The sequence below is a fragment of the Lentibacillus populi genome, assembly GCA_014642895.1.
Classification (GTDB): Bacteria; Bacillota; Bacilli; order Bacillales; family Amphibacillaceae; genus Lentibacillus_C; species Lentibacillus_C populi.
The window spans coordinates 1-18334 of record BMJD01000015.1 but is presented as its reverse complement, the minus strand read 5'-3'; the positions used below and the strand labels follow the sequence as shown (position 1 = coordinate 18334).

18 protein-coding genes are annotated in these 18334 nt (G+C 41.5%); 14 read left to right on the top strand and 4 right to left on the bottom strand.

Going from position 1 to position 18334, the window contains the following annotated elements; genetic code table 11:
- Positions 1–35 precede the first annotated feature (35 nt).
- The 5 genes from IEX12_RS10795 (at position 36) to glpX (ending at position 4926) form a co-directional block, all read left to right on the top strand.
- Positions 36–1307, top strand: a complete 1272-nt coding sequence (locus tag IEX12_RS10795) for an MFS transporter (RefSeq protein ID WP_088052719.1) — start codon at positions 36–38, stop codon at positions 1305–1307.
- 362 nt (positions 1308–1669) lie between these two features.
- On the top strand, positions 1670–2674 hold the full coding sequence (locus IEX12_RS10790; protein WP_188725135.1) for a dihydroxyacetone kinase subunit DhaK: 1005 nt from the start codon (positions 1670–1672) through the stop codon (positions 2672–2674).
- Positions 2675–2688: 14 nt separating this feature from the next.
- Positions 2689–3345, top strand: coding sequence for a dihydroxyacetone kinase subunit DhaL (gene dhaL / locus IEX12_RS10785; RefSeq protein WP_102414783.1), 657 nt, complete (start codon positions 2689–2691; stop codon positions 3343–3345).
- A 127-nt stretch (positions 3346–3472) separates the two neighbouring features.
- Complete coding sequence (gene rpiB / locus IEX12_RS10780; RefSeq protein WP_188725134.1) at positions 3473–3961, top strand: ribose 5-phosphate isomerase B; 489 nt, start codon at positions 3473–3475, stop codon at positions 3959–3961.
- Positions 3962–3978: 17 nt separating this feature from the next.
- Positions 3979–4926, top strand: coding sequence for a class II fructose-bisphosphatase (gene glpX / locus IEX12_RS10775; protein ID WP_088052723.1), 948 nt, complete (start codon positions 3979–3981; stop codon positions 4924–4926).
- A gap of 372 nt (positions 4927–5298) precedes the next feature.
- Here the strand turns inward: glpX and IEX12_RS23830 are convergent, their stop codons facing one another.
- Both IEX12_RS23830 and IEX12_RS10765 read right to left on the bottom strand, forming a co-directional pair.
- Positions 5299–5574, bottom strand: coding sequence for a GNAT family N-acetyltransferase (locus IEX12_RS23830; RefSeq protein ID WP_088052724.1), 276 nt, complete (start codon positions 5572–5574; stop codon positions 5299–5301).
- Positions 5478–5837, bottom strand: a complete 360-nt coding sequence (locus tag IEX12_RS10765; protein ID WP_140392754.1) for a hypothetical protein — start codon at positions 5835–5837, stop codon at positions 5478–5480. The genes IEX12_RS23830 and IEX12_RS10765 overlap by 97 nt, the downstream gene beginning before the upstream one ends.
- A 141-nt stretch (positions 5838–5978) precedes the next feature.
- Between IEX12_RS10765 and manA the strand changes: the two genes are divergently transcribed.
- From manA to IEX12_RS10735, 6 genes are all read left to right on the top strand, one after another.
- Positions 5979–6935: a mannose-6-phosphate isomerase, class I gene (manA, locus tag IEX12_RS10760; RefSeq protein ID WP_102414786.1), complete on the top strand. Its 957-nt coding sequence runs from the start codon at positions 5979–5981 to the stop codon at positions 6933–6935.
- 107 nt (positions 6936–7042) lie between these two features.
- Complete coding sequence (locus IEX12_RS10755; protein ID WP_102414787.1) at positions 7043–8173, top strand: hypothetical protein; 1131 nt, start codon at positions 7043–7045, stop codon at positions 8171–8173.
- 236 nt (positions 8174–8409) lie between these two features.
- Positions 8410–9126 (top strand): FAD-dependent oxidoreductase, encoded by a 717-nt coding sequence (locus IEX12_RS10750; protein ID WP_088052727.1) that lies wholly within the window; start codon positions 8410–8412, stop codon positions 9124–9126.
- Between the two features lie 487 nt (positions 9127–9613).
- A complete protein-coding gene (gene codB, locus IEX12_RS10745; RefSeq protein ID WP_088052728.1) occupies positions 9614–10882 on the top strand; it encodes a cytosine permease in 1269 nt (422 codons plus the stop codon).
- Positions 10883–12151 (top strand): cytosine deaminase, encoded by a 1269-nt coding sequence (locus IEX12_RS10740; RefSeq protein ID WP_088052729.1) that lies wholly within the window; start codon positions 10883–10885, stop codon positions 12149–12151.
- 97 nt (positions 12152–12248) lie between these two features.
- Positions 12249–12431 carry a gamma-type small acid-soluble spore protein gene (locus IEX12_RS10735; RefSeq protein ID WP_088052730.1) on the top strand — a complete coding sequence of 61 codons (183 nt, stop codon included), beginning with the start codon at positions 12249–12251 and terminating at the stop codon, positions 12429–12431.
- Between the two features lie 36 nt (positions 12432–12467).
- On the opposite strand, the gene IEX12_RS10730 is transcribed toward IEX12_RS10735, so the two are convergent.
- Both IEX12_RS10730 and IEX12_RS10725 read right to left on the bottom strand, forming a co-directional pair.
- Entirely contained in the window at positions 12468–12710 is a 243-nt protein-coding gene (locus IEX12_RS10730; RefSeq protein ID WP_088052731.1) for an alpha/beta-type small acid-soluble spore protein, read from the bottom strand.
- A gap of 295 nt (positions 12711–13005) precedes the next feature.
- Positions 13006–14217 carry a dicarboxylate/amino acid:cation symporter gene (locus tag IEX12_RS10725; RefSeq protein ID WP_088052732.1) on the bottom strand — a complete coding sequence of 404 codons (1212 nt, stop codon included), beginning with the start codon at positions 14215–14217 and terminating at the stop codon, positions 13006–13008.
- A gap of 404 nt (positions 14218–14621) precedes the next feature.
- Between IEX12_RS10725 and IEX12_RS10720 the strand changes: the two genes are divergently transcribed.
- From IEX12_RS10720 to IEX12_RS10710, 3 genes are all read left to right on the top strand, one after another.
- Positions 14622–15224 carry an ECF transporter S component gene (locus IEX12_RS10720; protein ID WP_088052733.1) on the top strand — a complete coding sequence of 201 codons (603 nt, stop codon included), beginning with the start codon at positions 14622–14624 and terminating at the stop codon, positions 15222–15224.
- A 247-nt stretch (positions 15225–15471) separates the two neighbouring features.
- On the top strand, positions 15472–16239 hold the full coding sequence (locus IEX12_RS10715) for an energy-coupling factor transporter transmembrane component T family protein (RefSeq protein WP_088052734.1): 768 nt from the start codon (positions 15472–15474) through the stop codon (positions 16237–16239).
- Entirely contained in the window at positions 16236–18011 is a 1776-nt protein-coding gene (locus IEX12_RS10710) for an ABC transporter ATP-binding protein (RefSeq protein WP_088052735.1), read from the top strand. Before IEX12_RS10715 ends, IEX12_RS10710 begins: the two co-directional genes overlap by 4 nt.
- Positions 18012–18334: the final 323 nt, after the last annotated feature.

The window sequence follows — 18334 nt, the reverse complement described above, 5'->3', positions numbered from 1 at the left end:
CTCCGAACATCTTATTTAAAGGGGAGGGAAACTTCATGTTAAATAGTGAAAATTTTCTGGATAGAATCGGCATTACCAGTAAAATTTCTTGGGGATTTTTAGGCGTTCTTATTTTTATGATGGGGGATGGGCTTGAATTAGCCTTTATTTCACCTTATCTTGTCGATCAAGGGTTATCAGTGACGCATGCTTCTGCATTAGTTACCGGATATGGGATTATGATTGCGATTGCTTCCTGGTTTTCCGGTGTATTGATTGACATGTTCGGGGCTAGAAAAGTCATGCTTTGGGGCTTGATTTCCTATGTTGTTGGACATTCAGCATTTGTCGGATTCGGGGTTAGCAATCTAGATTATATGATCATGCTTCCGACTTACATGTTGCGTGGAATTGGTTATCCACTGTTTGCTTATGGTTTTTTGGTCTGGATTACATATCGGACGCCACAAAAACGTCTCGGTAAGGCGGTTGGCTGGTTTTGGTTTGTTTTCTCAGGTGGTATGAATGTTCTTGGAGCCGGCTTTTCGGCATGGGCCGTCACGCATCTTGGCTATATTAATACATTATGGTCATCTATTTTTTGGGTACTGCTTGGTGCATTTTTTGCATTGGTTGTTAACCGTGACAAACTGGAAAAGGTGTCCACTGCCAAAGGTGTTGATCAGATCAAGGAGCTGGCCCGTGGGATAACGATTGTCGTTAGGGAACCGAAAGTAGGGGTTGCAGGTATCGTTCGTGTTATCAACCAAGCTGCGCAATATGCTTTTCCGGTATTTTTGCCGACATACCTGGCAGCATATGGCATTCCGACGACAACCTGGCTGGGAATCTGGAGTGCAATCTTCCTTTCCAATATCGTCTTTAATTTGATTTTTGGTGTTGTTGGCGACAGGTTAGGTTGGCGTAATACGATTATGTGGGTTGGCGGTGTTGGTTGCGGAGTGTTTACACTATTGCTCTATTATACACCGCAAATCATCGGTGGTAACCTAACTGTCATGACGATCGTGGGTATTTTATGGGGTGCCTGCCTGGCAGGTTATGTGCCGATTTCCGCGTTGGTACCTTCCCTTGTCAAAGAAGAAAAAGGTGCAGCCATGTCGATTCTGAATCTGGGCGCCGGACTTTGTGTTTTTGTTGGTCCTGCCATCGTGACTGTATTCTATGGCCTTGTCGGTGCGGTCGGTGTCACCTGGATTTTGAGCGGTCTGTATTTTGCCAGCACCATTATGATGGTTTGGGTTAAACTACCGAATAACGCAAAAACGCTTGATGATATTGATGAAAGGGAAGCAGCATTGGAGTAGAATTAACGTTGGCTGCAAAGGCCGTTTTTAGTCGGCCTACCTTAATATACGCTCACTTTGATGTCTCAAGACTCAGGCTCTTTCCGCTTTACTATAATCACAAAAAACATTGCTATTCCCGCGGGAATCGACGGCTTCCGTTCCAATCAGCAAGGTTGGTGTATTAAATTAACAAATGGTAAAACCATAAGCGCGCGCTTGAGTGGAAATCGATGAATTAGCACATGTTCAGATTGTTCTTGGCTATATTTTCACTTTCGACTTATGAAATTCATTCGATTGATAGAATAATAATGATATAGTTTTAATACTCTTCGTTAAAATATGAAAATATGCATTAGAGGCAAAGGGAGCTGAATGTAATGAAAAAACTGATAAATAGTCCGGTAGATGTTGTAGAGGAAATGATAGAAGGGTATGTCATGGCACACCCTGATTATATAAGTCAACTGCCAACGAATAAACGGTCTCTTGTGACGAAAAAGGCAAACAAAGATAGAAAAGTTGGTATCCTTATTGGCGGGGGTTCTGGACATGAACCTGCTTTTATGGGATATGTAGGTGCAGGGATGGCAGATGGTGTAGCGGTAGGGAATATCTTTGCCTCCCCCTCCCCGGATCCAATTTTGGAGGTTACCAAAGCTATCGATAAAGGAGCCGGCGTTGTTTATTTATATGGTAACTATGCTGGTGATGTCATGAATTTCGGCATGGCAGCTGAGATGGCAGATTTAGAAGAAGACATAGAGGTAGGAATGGCTTTGGTGACTGATGATGTCGCATCTGCTCTAAAAGCGGAAAAAGAGAAACGTCGTGGTATTGCTGGTGAATTCTTTGTCTATAAAGCGGCCGGCGCTGCAGCTGATTTCGGATATGGCCTAAATGATGTCGTACGAATGGCGGAAAAAGCAAACGAAAATACACGTTCCATGGGTGTTGGCCTTACTCCTTGTTCCTTGCCACAAACTGGTGAACCAAGCTTTGAGATCGGTGAAGATGAGATGGAGATTGGGTTAGGCCATCATGGTGAACCGGGTATTGAAAAAGGAAAACTGGAGTCAGCAGATCGTGTTGCCGAGCGTCTTGTACGTGATATTTTGGCAGATATTGAAATAAATAATGGTGACGATGTGGCGGTTCTCGTGAATGGCTTAGGATCAATCCCCAGAATGGAATTATATATCGTTTATCGCAGGGTTGAACAACTGTTAAATGAACTTGGGATTACTATTTATCGCTCTTATGTGGGGGATTACATTACATCGCTAGAAATGGGAGGATGTTCGGTAACCTTAATGAAATTAGATGATGAATTGAAAAAAGCCGTTCACCATCCTGTTGATTGTCCAATGTTTGTTCAGAAATAAGGAGGATTAAAAAAATGGAATTGACAGCAAGAGAATTTAAAGCATATTTCAAAAAGGTGATTGACATGATCGAAGCAGAAAAGGATTACCTTTGTGAGCTTGATCGTAAATTGGGTGATGGAGATCATGGAGTCACCATGTCAATTGGCTGGCAGGCAGTAAAAGCTAAACTTGATAATGATCTGGTCGACGAGGAGGACTGCGGCAAAATTAGTATTGCTGTAGGGAAAACATTCTTAAATGCTGTCGGTTCTTCCGTAGGTCCGCTATACGCAACGGGCTTCATGAGAGGAGCTAAAATAATTAAGAATAAGGTAGTGCTAAATGGTGAAGATTTAGCGTATTTCTGGGTTGCCTTCGGAAATGGAGTAAAGGAACGGGGAAAGGCTAAGGTAGGAGATAAAACCATGGTTGATACACTCGACCCGTTTGTAAACGTTATAAAGAACAAATATGATGGGACACAGGATTTTTTGCAACTATTTCATGAAGCAGTAACTGCAGCAAAAGAAGGAATGCATGCAACGAAGGATCTTGCATCGAGGAAGGGGCGCTCAAGCAGGCTAGGTGAAAGGTCAATTGGTGTCCAGGATCCGGGTGCAACCTCTGCTTATTACATTTTAGCTACCTTTTTGGAGTTTATTGAAGACTATTCAAGAAAAGTAAGTTAGTTATTTTAAAGAATTTCGCAAATTAAATACAAATAACAGGAATCAGAGTATAGTTCTGATTCTTTTTTTGGAATGTAAAATGAAATTAGTCGATAAAATGATTTATACATTGAAAGGGGTTTTCACCATGAAAATCGCTATTGGAGCGGATCATAACGGGTACGAACTAAAAGAAGGGATCAAAAAATTTATAGAAGAAAATACCGATCATGAAATAGTTGATTATGGCTGTCATTCCTGTGAAACAGTTGATTATCCTGATGTCGCATTTGAGGTATCACAAGCGATTAGTGAAGGTAAACTCGAACGTGGCATTTTGATCTGTGGCACTGGACTTGGTGTTGCAATCGCTGCCAACAAATATCCTGGTATCCGTGCAGCAACATGTCATGATACGTACTCTGCTGAAAGAGCACAGTTGAGTAATAATGCTCAAATAGTAACAATGGGTGCGCAAATTATCGGTGTTGAAGTAGCGAAAAAGGTTGTGGAAGCATATTTGAATGTGGAATGGGCGGAAGGATCAAAACGTAAAGTAGATAAAATTAACGAAAAGGAAAAAGAATTTAGGAGCGGAAACTTTCAGGAAGGTGTAGCAAGTAATCAATGCTGTTGACTAGGGGGAATGATCTAATGCAGTCATTGCTATTAGATTTTTTAAACGTAACGGAATCAGCTGCAATTGCTGCTTTGCCATGGATTGGCAGTGGGGACAAAATCGCTGCTGATGGTGCAGCGACAAATGTCATGCGTGATACGTTTAATCAGATGAACATGAATGGAACGGTTGTGATAGGGGAAGGGGAAATTGATGAGGCTCCTATGCTGTTTATCGGGGAAAAATTGGGACTGGGTAATGGTCCTGAAGTTGATATTGCGGTTGATCCAATTGAGGGCACAACTCCAACGGTAAATGGGCAGCGTAATGCGATTACTGTCATAGCTGCAGCACCAAAAGGAACGTTGCTTCATGCACCGGATATGTATATGGAAAAGCTGGTTGTCGGTCCAAAGGCGAGGGGGAAAGTTAATATTGAATTGCCGCTCCTCGATAACATGAAAGCGGTAGCGCAGGCTAATGGGAAGAAAATGAAAGAATTAAATATCTACATTCAGGATCGACCAAGACATCAGGAATATATTGAGACGATCAGAGCGGCGGGTGCAAAAGTACACCTCTTCCATGACGGTGATGTGATTTATGCAACGGCAACTTGTATGGAAAATGCTGATGTCGATATGTTTATTGGGATCGGTGGGGCGCCCGAGGGTGTTCTTGGTGCCGTCGCTGTTAAATGTCTTGGTGGAGAAATGCAGGCTAGACTCAAGCCACGAAATGACGAAGAAATAGAGCGATGTTTGCAGATGGGCTTACCCGAAACGAAGCTTGTATTGAATCATCAGCAGCTCATTAGCTCGGATGATTGCGTCTTTACTGCTACGGGTGTTACCGATAATCTGCTTTTGAATGGCATCAGGACAGAGCATAGAAACCATATTACACAATCAATCCTTATTAACGGGAAAGAGCGAAAATTACGCTATATTGAAAGCAGGCATACGATTCACTCCAAAGTATAAGATTCACTAAGACATTCGCCATTGTGGGCGAATGTCAAGTTCATCTAAAAGGTAACGGCATAAGGTAGGAGCTATGATAAAATATTGTAAAGAAAACGGGATAAAATTAAAGGATTTGACTGGGAAAGAAAAGGAGTGATTTACCGAATAAGTCTTATTGAAAGCCCTGTGGGAGGTCGTCTCTCGACAGGGCACATCGTTACGATTCAGTAATTGAGAGGTGTGAAAAATAATCGATCGATAGCAACTGGAGAGATGATCGAGGGACGCTAAAAGTCGGTCAATAGACGTCTGAAAACGATCGAGAGATACTCGAAAATGATCGAGAAATAGACTGGAATTTGGCCAGGGATAATCCGAAAAAGGGAGTCGTTACACTCTCTTTTTTAATGAATGAAAAACACGATCCCAGGCAGTTTGCTGCTCGTTTGTAGTACAAACTGGTTTGAAGCCAAATTGATTGTAAATATGAATGGCAGCCAGACTGCTTTCTTGTGTTTTCAAATAGGCCTGCCGGTGATATTGGGAGAGAAGCTTCATTGCTTCAGCTATTAACGGTCTCCCGAGTTTTTTACCTTGAAACTCTGGTGTGATTTCAACCCAATGTAAACGCCCAATCGTTTCTTTATTCCATTCCCCCCAAACCAAGCCGTAGCAGTACCTGCAGCATGTCCATCAGAGGTTTCCAGAAAGATTATCCGCTTGGGCACTTCGTTTGGATGGGGTTTGAATTCATTGTTAAAACGTTCTATTGCTTTGTTTTCATCCGGAAATTCACCTGTTGCCGTCACGATTTTTGCCCATGTTTCACTATCATTTTTTTGTCGAAACAGGCGAAATCGGTAGCTGTTTGGAAGCGAGTTGTTTGGAATATCATCTAATTGATGTAACATATATAATGGGGTATTCAAAAACGATTCTCCTAACTTTTTGCAAGATATTCTTATTATACCATGGGGTACAGGGACGGGCATCTGTCAACAAGAAAGGGAGATTACCTGCTGCTGAAAGAAAGAGTCTGTCCTTGTACTCTAATCAATGGAGGGAAAAAGATGTATCAAGAGCCGATATTTTTAAAGCCTGTATTACAGGAACGTATTTGGGGAGGAAGTAAACTTTCAACATTATATGGTTATGAAATTCCTAGTGATAAAACTGGAGAAGCCTGGGTGATTTCCGCACATGATAATGGTCCAAGTATGATTACTAATGGCCCGCTTGCAGGGAAAACGCTGGCGGACGCTTGGAAGGAGCATGGAGAACTATTCAATAAACGTGAAGATAACAAGGAAGCATTTCCGTTATTGGTTAAAATTCTGGATGCTGACGATGATTTGTCGGTACAGGTGCACCCCGACGATCAATTTGCCCGGGAAGTGGAAGACCAGCCATACGGAAAAACGGAATGCTGGTATGTACTTCATGCAGAGCCGGGAGCTGAAATTGTTTTGGGACACCATGCCAAATCAAAGGAAGAATTAGCATCACGGATGAACAATGGGGAGTGGGACAAGCTGCTGAAGCATGTCAGCGTTAAGGCTGGTGATTTCATCTATGTTCCAAGTGGTACGATACATGCGATCGGTAAGGGAATCGTCATTCTGGAAACCCAGCAGAGTTCGGATATTACGTATCGCGTTTATGATTATGATCGGGTTGGAGCAGATGGTCACAAGCGAGAATTACATTTGGAACGAGCAAAAGAAGTTATTACTGTTCCGTATCAACAAGCAGTTCCCCGGCAACAGGAAGAAACACTTGGGGATTTGACTGTGAAAAAGCTGGTAGAAGAGAAGTACTTCAGTGTTTATCATTGGATGTTGAATGGAGAGACAGTTCGGAATCAGGATCAGGACTTTTTACAGGTAAGTGTTATCAATGGCAGTGCTACAATGAAAATTGATGGGAAGGCTTATAACCTCGTAAAAGGCAATCATTTTATTTTACCCCACGGTATAAAGGAATATGAAATTGCCGGGAAAGCAGAATTTGTCCTATCGCATACGTAAGGAATGGTATCCCGGTTTAAAAATAATGAACTGGGGTATTTTATACATAAGAATCATGAGTTCGACAATTTTCCCAACCAGTATTTGCCTTAAAAGGAAGTGAAAATATGCTTAAATGTATGGCCATCCCCCTAATCATCGTTGGAGTTATACTACTTACAGCATGCAGCACGACAACAATGTCAAATAAGGGTGACCATGCTGAACAAGATCATGCATCAAAAACGGATCAATCAACTGACAGTCAGAAGACAAAGAAAGATCCGCAACAAAAAAACGATAAGGAAGCAATACCGGCGATGAAACCCTTTGAACCGATTGAGCCGCCAAAGGATGCCAGATCATTAGAGGACAATTATTCATCCGATACAAAAACACAGATGCCTGCTGCTGAAGCGCATGGGGAAGACAGCAAAAGAACGGTTCCACTCGGTCAGACCTTATTAAAAGGGAAAAAGGATTTCAGTAATGGGCCGTTAAAAAACAATCGGGTAGTCGCCTTTTATGGTACACCAAAATCGGAGAATATGGGGTTTCTTGGAGAATATTCTCCTGATGAAATGATGGACAGACTAAAGAAGCAGACAGAGGCTTATTCAAAGGCCGATCCCGAACGCCCTGCCATCCCGGCAATTGAACTAATTGCTACCGTTGCACAACGCACACCTGGGTCGGATGGCTTATATATTACCAAGCCAGATACAGAGGTAATTGATCAGTATGCAAAACTTGCCGAAAATAACGGAGCCTTATTAATTTTAGATATTCAGCTGGGGCAGGCACCAGTTATGCGTGAGGTGAGGGAAGTTGAGTCCTATTTAAAATTGCCCCATGTTCATTTAGCTATTGACACGGAATATAGTGTTGAAGAGGGTGAGATTCCTGGTGAAGACTTGGGACATGTCGATGGGACGGAAATCCAGGAGGCAGTCGAATATGTTGACAAACTAGTCGAAAAAAATAATTTGACAGATAAGATGGTGCTTGTCCATCAATTTGGTAATGGTATTGTTACGAATAAAGAACAAATCAAACCGACAGAACATGTTGAAGTACCGCTAAATTATGATGGGTTTGGTGAATCAACGGTAAAAATGAGTGCATATGGGAAACTGGTGCGGGATGAACCAATTCAATATGGTGGATTTAAGCTCTTTTACAAGAAAGATGAACCACTCCTTTCACCAGAAGATGTGTTGAAGCTTGATCCGGCCCCAGCTATTGTAAATTATCAATAATGCAAATAAAGGGATGGAACAAGGTGGAAGGCTCTTTTTCCCAGCTCCTTACTATAAGGGGCAAAGAACCTTTCCACCTCTTTGCGAGCACGGTTACGTTCAATTTCGATTATTTTTGGTATAATTAGGGTAATAATAAAATAAACTCGGAAGTAAATAAGTGTTTCGTCATGTACAAGTCCCCGCTAAACAATATATTATGGGGATTTTAATTATATAAAAGGGAGTTGGATAGCATGGCAAGCTATACGATTAAATTGTTGAAAAAGGAAATAATAGCGAACGAGACCATGGCGTTTCATTGGGAAAAACCAGATGGCTTTGAATTTAAAGCAGGACAATTTGGTGATTTTACCTTAATTGATCCAAGTGAGACGGATGAAGAAGGAAACACTAGAGCATTTTCGTTTGTATATGCACCGAGTGAAAATGAATTGGTTACAGCAACTCGTTTACGTGATTCCGCTTTTAAACGGGTGCTGAAGGATTTGCCTGTGGGCAGTGAAGTGAAATTTGATGCACCCCATGGTAATTTTACATTGCACAAAACAGAATCCACACCAGCTGTTTTTCTGATTGGAGGCATCGGTATTACTCCGATCCGAAGCATGATTGCTGAGGCTACTTATCAAAAAACGTCACATGATATGACATTGCTGTTTTCCAATAAAACCCCGGAAGATGCACCATTCCAGTCTGATTTAAAGGAACTGGCTGAGAAAAATCCAAATTTCAACTTTGTGCCCGTCATGACGGAAACGGATTCCGACGAATGGATCGGAGAAAGCGGCCATATTGACGCTGAAATGTTAAAACGACATGTTTCGGATATCAGTACACCGATTTATTACCTAGCGGGACCTGCCGGGATGGTTCAAGCAATGCACAAAATGCTGGTTGAGGCTGGCGCTAATGAGGATAATATTCGTGCGGAGGAATTTTCGGGTTATTAAGAGTAGTTATTAAAGAATAGGTTATCTAAGCAAAGTCGTTGATAATTTACTACGGCGTGCAGGTCACGGAATATTCAGGGCGTTCCTAGGCATCCTAGTTTTTCCATTGACAAAATAAATGGCATCTGCAATACTATAACTAATTAAATACTGGTACCTTTAATTCAGTCCCGTGAGGCTGACAAGGGAAGCGGAATGCAACATTATGGGTCTGATGTACACAAAAAGGGTGCATTGTCCCCTAAAAGTATAGGTGGCTGATGCCTATAAAAGCAGGCTTCTTGTCGGAACACGGCAGGAAGCCTGCTTTTTTGTGTTCAGCTTTCCGTATTACTTACTTAAATGCTGCACCAACCCGATTTGGTATCAGTTTCACATCATACAGGGTTTAAGATTAAGGCAAACTGAGATTTTACATGTTTTTATTCATACAGACTTTTTACAGTTTGCCAAGTTCAAAACGCCCCTGTTACAGGAGGAAATTGATATGAAAAAGATGGATTCAGAGTTTGCGTTAACAGCAGTACCGAAGACACATCGAAATGGATTTTGGAAAATGCTTGTCGTTATGCTTGGACTAACATTTTTCTCAGCCAGCATGTGGTCTGGTGGAACGCTTGGCCAAGGACTTTCATTTATGCAGTTTATGACAATTGTCATGGCTGGTAATCTGATTCTTGGGGCTTATACTGGCTCACTTGCTTATATTGCGGCAAAAACCGGGTTATCCACACATTTGCTCGCCCGTTATGCTTTTGGGGAAAAGGGCTCTTATTTATCATCACTGCTGCTTTCGTTTACGCAAATTGGCTGGTTTGGTGTTGGGGCTGCCATGTTTGCAGTTCCAGTTCACAAAGCTACGGGAATCGATACGTATGTATTAATCGGGATTGCGGGTATTTTGATGACGGCTACAGCGTTTTTCGGCATGAAAGCACTAGCAATCATCAGCTTCATTGCGGTACCATTGATTACAGTATTAGGTGGTTTTTCCGTTTTTCAAGCGATCGACATGCTCGGCGGGATGGGTGAATTGCTTACCTATCAGCCGAAAGAAGCTATCGGATTGGCAGCCGCACTCACTATCTGTATCGGATCGTTCATTAGTGCCGGTACCCTTACACCGGATTTTACCCGTTTTGCCCGTACGAAACGTTCAGCAGTTATAACTACGTTAATTGCTTTCTTTATAGGAAACACACTAATGTTTATTTTCGGGGCAGTTGGTTCCATTGCGACAGGCCAATCAGACATCTCTGAGGTAATGTTTATCCAGGGTTTGATCATTCCGGCAGTAATTGTTCTTGGCCTGAACATTTGGACAACTAATGATAATGCCCTTTACGCATCAGGTCTAGGACTATCCAATATTACGAAACTGCCTAAAAACAAAGTAGTGATTTTTAATGGAATTATTGGGACACTTGCTGCAATGTGGCTGTACAATAATTTTGTTGATTGGCTGACAATTCTGGGCTCGGCATTACCATCGATTGGAGCAATTATTATGGCTGACTTTTTCATCCTTCATCGGGGTAATTATGCGAAATTAGAGGATGCATGCTTCAAATCAGTTAACTGGGTGGCGTTGTTCGCTTGGGCTGCAGGTGTTGCGATCGCTAACTTGGTACCAGGCATTCCGCCGATCAATGCTTTAATTGGATCTGCTATTATCCATGTTATCGGTACAAAAATAGTTAATCAATTTACGGAAAAAGATGTTGTCATGAAACAGTTGGAAAAGGTGGGGCATTGAATGATTATTAAACAAGCGACATTACGAGGAAAAGAAGGAAAATGGAATATTGTAGTAAATGGGAAAACCATTACCGATGTTACAAAAGATGAGGTGGCAACGGAGGGGGAGCAGGTTATCGATGTGAATGGTTCACTTGTGCTGCCCCCGTTCATCGAGCCACATATTCATTTAGATACTACCCTGACAGCTGGCGAACCGGAATGGAATCAGAGCGGAACGTTATTTGAAGGGATTGAGCGCTGGTCGGAACGGAAAAAAACGGTGACAAAAGAAGATGTTAAAACAAGGGCGAAACAAGCTCTAAAATGGCAAATTGCCCAAGGGATTCAGCATGTACGTACACATGTTGATGTTACAGATCCAGCATTAACGGCATTACAAGCGATGTTGGAAGTAAAGGAAGAGATAGCGGAGTATCTTGATTTACAGATTGTTGCCTTTCCACAAGAGGGTATCCTATCGTATCAAAATGGGGCTGAGTTGCTAGAAGAGGCCCTGAAGATGGGTGCTGATGCGGTTGGTGGTATTCCACATTATGAATTTACTCGGGAATATGGTGTCGAATCGCTTAAAATCGCCTTTGATTTGGCTGAAAAATACGATCGGCTTGTAGACATCCATTGTGATGAAATTGATGATGAACAGTCCCGTTTTGTGGAAGTGGTGGCAAACGAGGCTTATCAGCGGGACCTGGGGAATCGGGTAACGGCCAGTCATACAACAGCGATGGGGTCGTATAATAATGCTTACACACAAAAGCTTTTCCGTCTATTAAAGCTGTCGGACATCAATTTTATTGCCAATCCACTTGTCAATATCCATTTACAAGGGAGATTTGATACGTACCCTAAACGTAGAGGATTGACACGTGTCAAAGAATTGCTTGAGTCAGGAATGAATGTTTGCTTTGGTCATGATGATATTTTTGATCCGTGGTATCCGCTTGGAACAGGCAACATGCTGCAGGTGCTTCATATGGGGATTCATGCTGCACAATTAATGGGGTATGAGCAAATTGTTAATAGTATTGATTTGATTACAAAAAATAGTGCGCGGACAATGCACATGACTAATAATTATGGTATCGAGCCAGGGAAAAAAGCTAATTTAATCGTACTTGATGCCGACAATGAATATGACACGATCCGTAAGCAAGCGACTGTCCGTTACGCTGTAAGAAATGGACAGATCATAGCGGAGACGAAACCGAGTGAAACGTTGGTTAAACTTGAAATTGATGAGCAGGTTGATTTTAATCGTAGTTAGCTTTTGTTGTGGGAACTCTTTTAAAAAAAGGGTTTCTTTTTTTGCATGATCGATAACCTTTTCGGAAAAGGTAAGGGTAAACAAACGAGGTGCTTATATGGAAAACAATAAAAAATACACCGTTGTAGGAACAGACATTGATGAAGTAAAACGAAAAAATGCACAATCCGGTATGTCATACAATGAGGTAAAAGCGTGGCTCGCAAAAACGACAGGTGGACACGGTACTAGTGTGTATAGCGATACGGACCCCAAGGATATACGGAAGGAGAATGAATGATTTTCGCTGGTCCTCAAATGAGCGACCAGCATAAATTTAGTTTCGCTTCATTTGCTCTTGAGCCATTCTCACCATTTCCTTAACCATATTACCACCAATGGGGCCACCGACTTTCCCTGCTTGTTCGGACGTAAGTTTTCCATTATATCCTTTTTTTAGCGGAACTCCTTGCTCATTTGCAACTTCGTATTTTACATCGTTAGGATTATGGCTATTTACTTTGTATCCCTTTGCTTTCATAACTTGCCCTTTAAATTGCTCCAAATGCTTTTTCGCCATATCAATCACCTCTTATTCGTAGTATTTCCTGAAAGTGAATGTTCAATCTGGTGAATTAAGGTAGCTTATATGAAAGAGCCACACGCTCGACCTCGGTATTCACCTTAACAGGTCGGAATCGCACGCTTATTTGTACGATTGGCCGGGAATCGATCGAGCTTAGGACAAAGTCGATCAAGGAACACGGGCGTCACTCGCTTATTCATGAATACAAAAAAGCACCACATCTATGGTCATGTTCCCAATGATGTGGCGACTTCACTAGGATTATCTCTAATATTTAGGTTATCTATAATTAATTTTGATGCCTAAGCTCTTTTTCTGATCCTGCTACTACAACAGCTGCTGATGCATCGCCGACAATGTTGACAGAGGTTCTGAGCATATCAAGGATCCGATCAATACCAGCAATTAAGGCGATTCCTTCCAGCGGTAGTCCAATGGAAGTAAGTACCATAGTCAGCATAATGAGACCAGCACCTGGAACACCAGCTGTCCCAATGGATGCCAATACAGTTGTTAACACGACCGTTAGTAATTGAACGAACGACAGATTCAGGTCATAAAATTGGGCGATAAAGATAACCGACACACCTTGATAAATCGCGGTTCCATCCATGTTTATTGTAGCACCAAGCGGTAGAACAAAACTGCTAATTCTGTTCGATACCCCTAAATTTTCCTGTGCATTTTTGATTGTCACCGGCAATGTCCCCGCACTGCTTGCTGTACTAAAGGCAACGATTGCAGCAGGTGAAATTCCTTTAAAAAAGGTTAGCGGACTCATCTTTCCGTACAATTTAACGGCTGATGAGTAGACAAGAGCTGCGTGAATAATGCAGGCGACTAGAACAGCAAGAATGACCTTGATCAATGGCAGTAAAACGGATAGTCCATACTCACCAACAACTGGTGCGACTAGCCCCAGTACTCCGATTGGTGCAAACTTCATGATGATTCCGGTGATTTTATACATAATTTCGGCAAATCCATCAAAAAAGCGATAAATAGGTTGTGCCTTCTCACCTACAAGCGTGATGGCCAATCCGATGAATAAGGCAAAAAAGATAATTTGTAATATATTAGCTTCAGCTAAAGCGCTGAATGGATTTTCCGGTACGATATTTAACAATGTTTCGATTGTTCCCGGTGGTTCTTGTGCAGCAGCTTCTTTTGCCATTTCTGTATTCCCTGCTGAAATATCAAGTCCTTTTCCAGGTGAAAATGCAAATGCAACTGCTAAGCCAATGATAATGGCTAAAGCGGTAGTCAGCAGATAGTAAATAATTGTTTTTGCTCCCATACGCCCGAGCTGTTTCGGATCACCACTGCTGGAAACACCTACGACAAGTGTTGCGAGGATAAGCGGGGCAATAATGAACTTAATTAAGCGTAGAAATAAATCACCAAGGGGTGCAATCACATCAATGGAGTTACCGAAAATAACCCCGAGAATGATCGCCGCAACAAAAGCGATAAATATTTGAGTTACTAAATTTACTTTCATAGATAGATCCTCCTTGTTACAAAACGATAAAAATATTCTAATAGTATAATATTCGACGTAAATATATAAACTCCTGCAAGAAAATATTGGGAGTATATATTTGCTATGACTTCCCCCAGCTATATTAGGTAGATAATAAGTTTAATAGAAAACAATATTCTGTTGCTTTTTATTTGATTATATGTAAATATAGGTGACAAGACATATGAATATCGATTACAGGTTTGAGAGGTGGTCACTTCCACTTATGTGATAGTATTCACAAGGGATTGCAGAAAATGTCGATCAAACAATAATGATTGGAGTGAGCAGGACTGATGAATTAACTGGTCCAACGAAAGCATATATTGTTTTAGGAAGTCTGCAGTTACCGAAACATCAAATCCATATAAAGGGGGAGAAACATGAGTAAGGAAAGTATGTGGTCATTTAAATTATCAACTGCTGCGATTGTTTTGATACCTGCGGCAATTGGGATAAACTATCTTGGAAAATTATTTGCCGGGTTGTTAAAGTTGCCACTTTGGCTTGATTCGATTGGCACTGTATTATCCAGTATGCTGGCAGGACCAGTGATTGGAGCTGCATCAGGTATTATTAATAATATTATTTACGGTATAACAGTTGATCCCATTTCAACAGTTTACGCAATCACAAGCGGTGCAATTGGTTTGATTGTCGGAGTTATGGCGTATAAAGGCTGGATTGCCAATGTCAAAAAGGCAATCGTTATCGGGTTTGTCGTAGGATTTGCCGCAGCGACCATTTCGACGCCACTAAATATTATTTTCTGGGGTGGACAAACCGGAAATGTATGGGGAGACGCATTTTATGCATTTCTCGTCTCCAAGGATATGCCTGTGTGGATAGCATCATTTGCTGATAGTATTGTTGTCGATGTGCCGGATAAAGTTGTTACGGTTATCATCAGCTTCCTGCTCTTTAAAGGATTGCCGAAAACACTTACGAATATTTATCGCAGTGATAATGAAATAAAAGAGCTTTAGGTGAATTGGTCGTTAGCAAAATGAAGCTTCGCCGATAGAAGTCTAACTCTAAAGATGCTGAAGCTTCTTGAAAAGTTGCTGAAGTTTGGCATAAAGTCGCTGAACCAAACCCGGAAGTTGCTGAAATACTGGAATAATCGCCTGAACATAGTCTGAAAGTCGCTGAACAGATACCCAATCATTCTGCAGTTGGAATATCAAATCCGACGGTGCATTGATTCTAACTTAGTGATAAGAGGTTGATAACATGAAGTCGATGACATTATATGTAGACAAAAAATCGCTCATGCACGATATCGATCCGCTTACAAAACTGCTTTATGTTATTGTCAGCATTGCGGTTACGTATATCCTGCCAATTCATACTTTCGTTTTTGCCGTCACCGCGATTAGTGTACTTTTGCTAATCATTGGCAAGGTCTTTAGAAAAATATTGCCAATTATTGCTATCGGCATAATCTTGATTGTATCGATCATTATCGTTCAAGGTGCGTTTCATCCTGATAATAAAACGGTTCTATTTTCACTGGGCGGATTTGCTTTTTATCAAGAGGGGTTATCGTATGCACTGCTAATTACACTTCGCGTAATAAATATGCTAAGTTCATTTGGCGTATTAATCTTGACGACAAAGCCTGATGAACTGATGGAACGGCTGATGAAAAAAGGGATGTCACCAAAAATTGGCTATGTACTGTTATCTGTTTTACAAATTATCCCGCAAATGCAAGCTACAATGGGAAAAATAACCGATGCCCAGCGTTCTCGGGGGATGGAGACAGAAGGTAATCTATTTGTAAGAATGAGAGCCTTTTTTCCATTAATTGGACCAGTTGTGCTTAATTCGCTGAATGATACACGTGAACGGGCAATTGCTCTGGAAATGCGTGGATTTAATACAAAACAGAACAAGACATTTCTTCATGCAAAGAAGGATTATCGCCATCAGGGGATCATTCAGTTGTTTTTGTATGTTGTTTTTGTCGGGGCGATCGTTTGGAGGATTTGCTTATGAGTATGATCGAGGTAAAAGGGCTGAAATATAAATATCCGGATACAGAAAAATTGGTGCTTGATAACGTGTCATTCACAATTGAAAAGGGTGAATTTATTGGACTAATCGGACGGAATACGGCCGGTAAATCGACACTTTGTTTTGCTTTGTCCGGGCTTGTCCCACATTTTTTCAAGGGGGCATACGGCGGAAAAGTAATGCTTGATGGAATGGAAGTTAAGCAACACGGTATGCCTGATATTGTTAGCAAGGTAGGTCTCGTGTTTGAAAACCCGTTTTCCCAAATTAGCGGTGCAAAATTCAACGTGTTCGATGAGATTGCGTTTGGGCTTGAAAATATTGGGCTGGAAAGGAAGGAGATGATCGATCGGATTGAAGAAAGTCTGACCTTGTTAAATATTAGTGATCTAAGGGAAAAGAATCCATTTGAGCTTTCCGGTGGGCAAATGCAACGGGTGGCGATTGCCAGTGTGATCGTAATGAAACCGGAAGTGATCATTCTTGATGAACCGACATCCCAATTGGATCCTCAGAGTTCTGAAGAGGTTTTTAAGGTTGTGGAGAATCTGACAAGAGAAGGAATTACCATTATTATGGCAGAGCATAAAATGGAAAAAGTCGCACAATATGCCGATAAAGTGCTGCTCCTTGATGACGGAAAACGAATTGCTTATGATAGCCCTGCAGCTATTTTTTCTTTGGAAGATTTATTTAATTATGGTGTTACTCCCCCTGTTATTACCAGGATGGCGAAAAAACTTGGGATAAAAAATCCGGAAACAGGTCATTATCCGGTTACGATAGAGGAAGTACAAGGGGAACTGGCTAAAGAAATGGAAAAACACGCTGGACAAAAAGCCATCATAAAGGAAAATAGGTCGGGAAGTAATGTGTGCCAAACGCAAAGTCGATCAGGAGCAGAGGAAAGTCGATCGATCGGCGTCCAAAATCGATCGGGTACAGATGAAAAACGATCAAAGTCGGAGTTAAAGGTGATGGATCTTCATTATAGTTATATAGAAGATATCGAGGTATTAAAGGGTATTGATTTAACGTTTAAGGATTTGTCGACGGGGATTATCGGGCAAAACGGAGCAGGGAAGACGACGTTTGTAAAATTACTCAAAGGATTGCTCAACCCGACAAAAGGGAAAATTTTACTTGATGGAAAAAACATTACCGAATCCACTGCAGCGGGAATCGCTAAGCAGATTGGCATGGTGTTTCAAAATCCGAATGACCAAATATTTAAAAACAAAGTAATTGAGGAAGTCAAGTTCGGCGCGCTTAATGTTGGTCAGAGAGAAGGGGATGCAGAGGCAAATGCAATAAACGCACTGCAGAAAGTCGGATTGGACGAATATAAGGAAAAGAACCCATACGACTTAAATTTATCAGAACGAAAAATGATTTCTATCGCTTCGATTCTCTCGATGAACACGGATGTGCTTATTTTTGATGAACCAACGATGGGACAGGATTACGCTGGAAAGGAAAAGATCAAGCATATCATCGAGGAGTTAAGGCGTGCCGGGAAGCTGGTTATTTGTATTCTGCATGACATGGACTTTGCAGCCGAAGTGTTTGAACGGATTGTTGTTTTTAACCAAGGTCAGGTGTTGTTGGATGGCGACCCAAGAAATGTCTTTTCGAATGAACCGGTACTGAAACACGCCGGTTTGGAACAGCCTTATGTGATGCGGATAGCTAAGCGGCTTGGTTTGGATGATAGTTATTTCGTGGAGGAGAAATTGATGGGGAGGCTGGGGTAGTATTCTATAAGGCTGGATTTTTGTTCATTAATTAGGAAACAGTTGAACTGCCGAATTTGGCAGTTTTTAACGTACTTCCGAAAGAAGTCTCCCTCTTCAAGCGTGTGAAGGGCGTAGCCCAACGGTAAGGGGGAGATGAATTTCGGTTGGGTGACAGCCCAAGGGCTTTTTTTGCCTTTTTTGAAAGATAAGAAACCAACATGGCTCCGCATTCGCGCAGCCACCGTCTATGATGAAAAAGAATTTCTAGCCTGGATAGGAGGTATATCACATTCATTTATTGCCAATACAGTTTAATAACAATACAACAAGGCCGAAAATAC